Genomic DNA, 4556 nt, shown 5'->3' on the forward strand with positions numbered 1-4556 from the left:
GGGTCAGGGTGCCTGGGACCGCGAGCGGTCCTTCCCCGATCACGACCTCGCGCTCGGTGAACCGCTCCGGGTCCGCGTACGACGGCGGTGTCCACACGTCCGCCTGCTCGCCGGGCCGGGCCAGCAGCAGCCCGTGCACCAGGCCGTCATCGCCGACCGACAGGTGCACCACCACCTCCCCGCGCTCGCACGTCACCGGGACGCTAACTGGTGTCACCCCGCCCTCGGCCGGCAGGGTCAGGGGCGTGCCGACGGTGACGACCGGGCCGATCCGGTCCAGTTCGGACGTCCACGCGGCGCGCACCGCATCGGCGGAGACCATGGCGCGCAGCGGTGTGGCGAACAGTTCAGCCAGCTCGGCGAAACGCTCAGCGTGAGCCAGTTCGGCCACCCGGACGGCGATCGCGACAGGGTCCTTCTCCATGACCATCTCCAACCGTTCTCATTTTTGAGAAAGGTAACACGATGTGAGATCGTAAGGAAATGAACACCTTGGAACTTCTCGGGCATCCGGTCCGGCTGCGGGTGGTGCACGCCATGCGCGGTGGGCGGCTGCTGACCACGTCCGAGCTGTGCGAGCGGATCCCCGACGTGTCCAAGGCCACGCTCTACCGGCACATCGACCTGCTGGCCGGCGGCGGCGTCCTGGAGGTGGCCGACGAGCGGCGGGTGCGCGGCGCGGTGGAGCGCCGCTACCGGCTGCGGCAGGAGCAGGCCGTCATCGACGCCGACACGCTGTCGCGCGAGGACTACCGGCGCGGGTTCGCCATCGCCATGGCCACCCTGCTCGCCGAGTTCAACGCCTACCTAGACCGGGAGGAGGCGGACCCGGCCGCCGACCTCGTCGGCTTCCGCCAGCACGCCGTCTGGCTCAGCCCGGACGAGCTCCTGGAGCTGATCGGCGACCTGCGTGCGGCGATCGCGCCCAGGCTGGCCAACCAGGCCACGTCCGGACGGGCGCGGTACCTGCTCAGCCCCGTCCTGTTCCCGGCGGAGACCTCGTCCGCCGACGACTGAAGTGCTCCTAGGAGCGCAGGTCGGTGGCCAGGAGGGCGTGCAGGTGCTCGTCGTGCAGCAGTCCGTCGCCGAACCGCCGCGCCGACCTCATCACGCCTTCGAGCGCGAACCCCGCCTTGCCCGCCACCCGGCACGAGGCCTGGTTCTCCACCGCGTGTGTCAGTACGATCCGCTCCAGCTCCAGCACGGTGACCGCCCACCCGGTGACGGCACGCACGGACGCCGTCGCCGCGCCCCGGCCGCGCGCCCAAGGTGCGATCCGGTACCCGATCCTGGCCTGCGCGTTCTCCCGGTCCAGGCCGTGCAGGGCGATGGTGCCTGCGTAACGTCCCGTTCCGGTCTCGACGAGGGAGAACGTGGCGTGCGTACCGTCCGACCAGTCGGCGCCGCGCAGGCAGTCGGCGAGGGCGGCGGCCTCGTCCGGGATGCGGCAACGGGGATTCCACAGCCGCACGTCGGGGTCGGCGGCCAGGCGCAGCACCTCGGGCGCGTCCGCCACCTCGGGCGGGCGCAGACGGAACGCGCCCGCGGCCAACTCGACATGCGAGCCCAACTCGCGGGACCCAACGGGTACGCCACGCGCGTCGAACTCGACGGGTATGCCAAGCACGCCAGACCCAACGGGTTCGCCCAGCGTGCCGGACTCGACGCGTCCCCCGGAATCAGCGGGCTCGACAGGCTCGGCAGGTTCGGCGGGCGAGGTGGAGGTCACGAGACATGATCATGCCTGGGCGCCCGATCCCGGTCCACCGGGTTTCCACAGCCCCGGCCGCGATCCCGGGCCGCGCCTATCCGGCCGGGCTGATGGAGGTGGCGGGCAGTTCGAACGTCTCGATGAGGTCGGTGCAGGTGCCGTGCTCGCCCATGGTGCACAGCGCGAGCGTCCGGTACGTCCCGGTGAACGACTCAGGCGCGGGCAGCACGGCCGGGTCGAACCGCTCGTCGCGCCGCCGCGTCCTGGTGAGGGTGATGTGCGGGCGGAACAGCTCGCCGATCTCGTCGTAGCCGTAGCGGTCGAGGTTGGCCCGGGCGACCGGCGGCGCGGTGAGCCGGTGCTCGGCCAGGATCCTGCCGACCGGGTCGAGCCGCCGCAGCCCGGTGCGCAGCGGGTTGAGCGCGTCGATCAGCTCCTCCTGCAGCCGGACGATCGCCTCGCTCCTGCGGTAGAACAGCTCGAACATGCCGTGCTCGTTGCCGGAGAAGTGCTCGGCCTCCAGGAGGAGTTCGCCCGTTCTGCCGCTGATGTCGCGCAGCCGGTCGACGGCGTCGCGGCACTGGGCCGGGGTGAAGTTCGCCATGTAGAGGGAGATGTGCGGGTACGTGCCCTCTTCGCGCAGGACGAACTCGGTGGGGGCGAGGCTCGCGCACTGCCGGCTCAGATGGATCGAGCGCGCGTTGACCTCCGGCGGCGGCAGCAGTACCACGTCGAAGACGGGAAGATCGCCCATGAGTGACGAGTGTAGGGGGCGAACCCGTCGGCCCGCGCCCCTATCTCACGCTCGAAGACGCGCACTCGTCACCGCTCGAAGACGCCCGCCCGTCACCGGTCAATGACGCCCACCCATCACTGGTCGAAGACGATCACCTGGCGTACCGCGGTGCCGTCGGCCAGCCGGTCCATCGCCGCGTTGACGTCCGCCAGCCCGATCCTAGACGAGATCAGCCGTTCCACCGGCAGCCTGCCCTCCTGCCACATCCGCGCGAACACCGGCACGTCCCTGGCCGGGACCGCCGAGCCCAGGTAGCTGCCGGCGATCGTGCGGCCGCCGGCCACCAGAGCGAGCGGGGAGATCGCGGCGCGGGCGTCCGGCGCGGGCAGGCCGACGGTGATCGTCCGGCCGCCGGGCGCGGTCGCGCCCACCGCCGTCTCGAACGCCCTGGCGCTGCCCGCCGCCTCGATCACGACGTCTGCTGACGTGTCCAGCTCGCCCGGCCCGTACACCTCGTGCGCGCCCAGGTCGCGGGCGGCGGCGAGCTTGTCCGGGTTGGCGTCCACGCCGATGACCCGCACGTCGTCGAGGGCGAGCGCGGTGAGCAGCGCCGCCATGCCCACCCCGCCGAGACCGACGACCATGACGCGCTGCCCGGGCCGCGGCCGGCCCACGTTGAGCAGCGCGCCGCCGCCGGTCAGGACGGCGCAGCCGAGCAACGCGGCCACGTCGGCCGGCACGTCGTCGTCCACCGGGACGGCCGAGCGGCGGTCGACGACCGCGTGCGTGGCGAACGCCGACACCCCGAGATGGTGCAGCACCGGCTCGCCCGCGCGGCGCAGCCGCACCCCGCCGCCCAGCAGCGTCCCTTCGTTGTTGGCCGCGCTGCCCGGCTCGCACGGGGTGACCCCCTCGGTGGCGCAGCCCGCGCAGCCGCCGCACCTGGGCAGGAACGTCATGACGACGCGCCGCCCCGGCGCGAGGTCGGTGACGCCGGGGCCGACCTGTTCCACCACCCCGGCCGCCTCGTGCCCGAGCAGCATGGGCACCGGGCGTACCCGATTGCCGTCGATCACCGACAGGTCCGAGTGGCACACCCCGGCCGCCTCGACGCGGACGAGCAGTTCGCCGGGGCCGGGCGGGTCCAGCTCCAGCTCGCACACCGACAGCGGCCGCGAGCCCGCGTAGGGCCGCGACCGGCCGATCTCCTCCAGCACCGCGCCCTGAATGCGCATCACGTCACCTCGTCCTTTCTCGCGGCGGCGGTGTCGGCCGCCGCCGGTTTGCCTCGTCCGGCCAGGTTGGCCAGCAGGACCCCGGCGCCGCCCAGCGCCAGCCTGGCGATCGCGAGCGGCTGCAGCGGCTGCCCGGCCAGCAGCCAGGCCAGGACGGCGGTCACCGCCGGGGTCAGGAAGAACACCGTGCTCACCCGGCTGGCCGGGGAGCGCAGCAACATCCGGTTGAGCAGGATGAACGCCGCGATCGAGTTGACCAGCGCCATCCAGCCCACCGAGAGGCCGAACGCGGCCCAGTCCGTCACCTGGACCGGGCCGAGCAGCAGGCAGGCCAGCCCCGCCGCCGGGGCGCTGACCAGCAGTTGCACGGCGGTGCCGCTGAGCGCGTCCATGCGGGGCACGAAACGCTGCTGGTAGAGCGTGCCCGCGCTGAGCCCGGCCAGGCCGAGCAGGCACAACGCCACCCCGGACGCCGACAGGCTGATCCGGTCGGCCACCGCCAGCACCACCCCGGCCAGGCCGAGCGCGAACCCGGCCCACTGCCCGGCCCCGAGGCGTTCGCCCAGCACCCGGGAGACCAGCACGATCACCACCGGGTTCAGCCCCTGAACCAGAGACACGACCGCGGCGGGCAGCCCGGCGCCGAGCGCGCTGTAGAAGGCGCCGAACTGCACCGCCTGGATGAGCAGCCCGGCCACCGCCACGTGCGCCAGCGCCCGGCCGCGCGGCCATGGCACCCGCTTGACCAGCGCGTACCCGCCGAGCAGCAGCCCGGCGACGGCGAACCTGGCGAACATGAGCAGCAGCGGCGGCGCGGCCCGCACGCCGGGGATGCCCGCGATGAACGCGCTGCTCCACAGGACGACGAACACCC

The 4556-nt window shown here is 73.1% G+C and carries 5 protein-coding genes and 1 pseudogene; 1 reads left to right on the forward strand and 5 read right to left on the reverse strand.

Annotation, left to right across the window (positions count from 1 at the left end; genetic code table 11):
- Positions 1–424 (reverse strand): annotated as a pseudogene (locus tag HII36_RS53450) (DUF3887 domain-containing protein); the annotation flags it as partial.
- A gap of 59 nt (positions 425–483) precedes the next feature.
- Here HII36_RS53450 and HII36_RS53455 point away from each other — a divergent pair.
- Positions 484–1017, forward strand: a complete 534-nt coding sequence (locus HII36_RS53455; protein ID WP_173531072.1) for a helix-turn-helix domain-containing protein — start codon at positions 484–486, stop codon at positions 1015–1017.
- A gap of 7 nt (positions 1018–1024) precedes the next feature.
- Here HII36_RS53455 and HII36_RS53460 read toward each other — a convergent pair whose 3' ends face one another.
- The 4 genes from HII36_RS53460 to HII36_RS53475 form a co-directional block, all read right to left on the reverse strand.
- Complete coding sequence (locus HII36_RS53460; protein ID WP_173531073.1) at positions 1025–1570, reverse strand: GNAT family N-acetyltransferase; 546 nt, start codon at positions 1568–1570, stop codon at positions 1025–1027.
- A 235-nt stretch (positions 1571–1805) separates the two neighbouring features.
- The gene (locus HII36_RS53465) at positions 1806–2465 is read right to left on the reverse strand and encodes a DUF1045 domain-containing protein (RefSeq protein ID WP_173531074.1); all 660 of its coding nucleotides are present in this window, start codon (positions 2463–2465) and stop codon (positions 1806–1808) included.
- A gap of 116 nt (positions 2466–2581) precedes the next feature.
- Positions 2582–3682, reverse strand: coding sequence for an alcohol dehydrogenase catalytic domain-containing protein (locus tag HII36_RS53470; protein ID WP_173531076.1), 1101 nt, complete (start codon positions 3680–3682; stop codon positions 2582–2584).
- A partial coding sequence (locus tag HII36_RS53475) for a DMT family transporter (protein ID WP_173531075.1) occupies positions 3682–4556 on the reverse strand: 875 nt, incomplete at its 5' end. The genes HII36_RS53470 and HII36_RS53475, both read right to left, overlap by 1 nt.

The sequence above is a fragment of the Nonomuraea antri genome, assembly GCF_013283785.1.
Lineage (GTDB): Bacteria > Actinomycetota > Actinomycetes > Streptosporangiales > Streptosporangiaceae > Nonomuraea > Nonomuraea antri.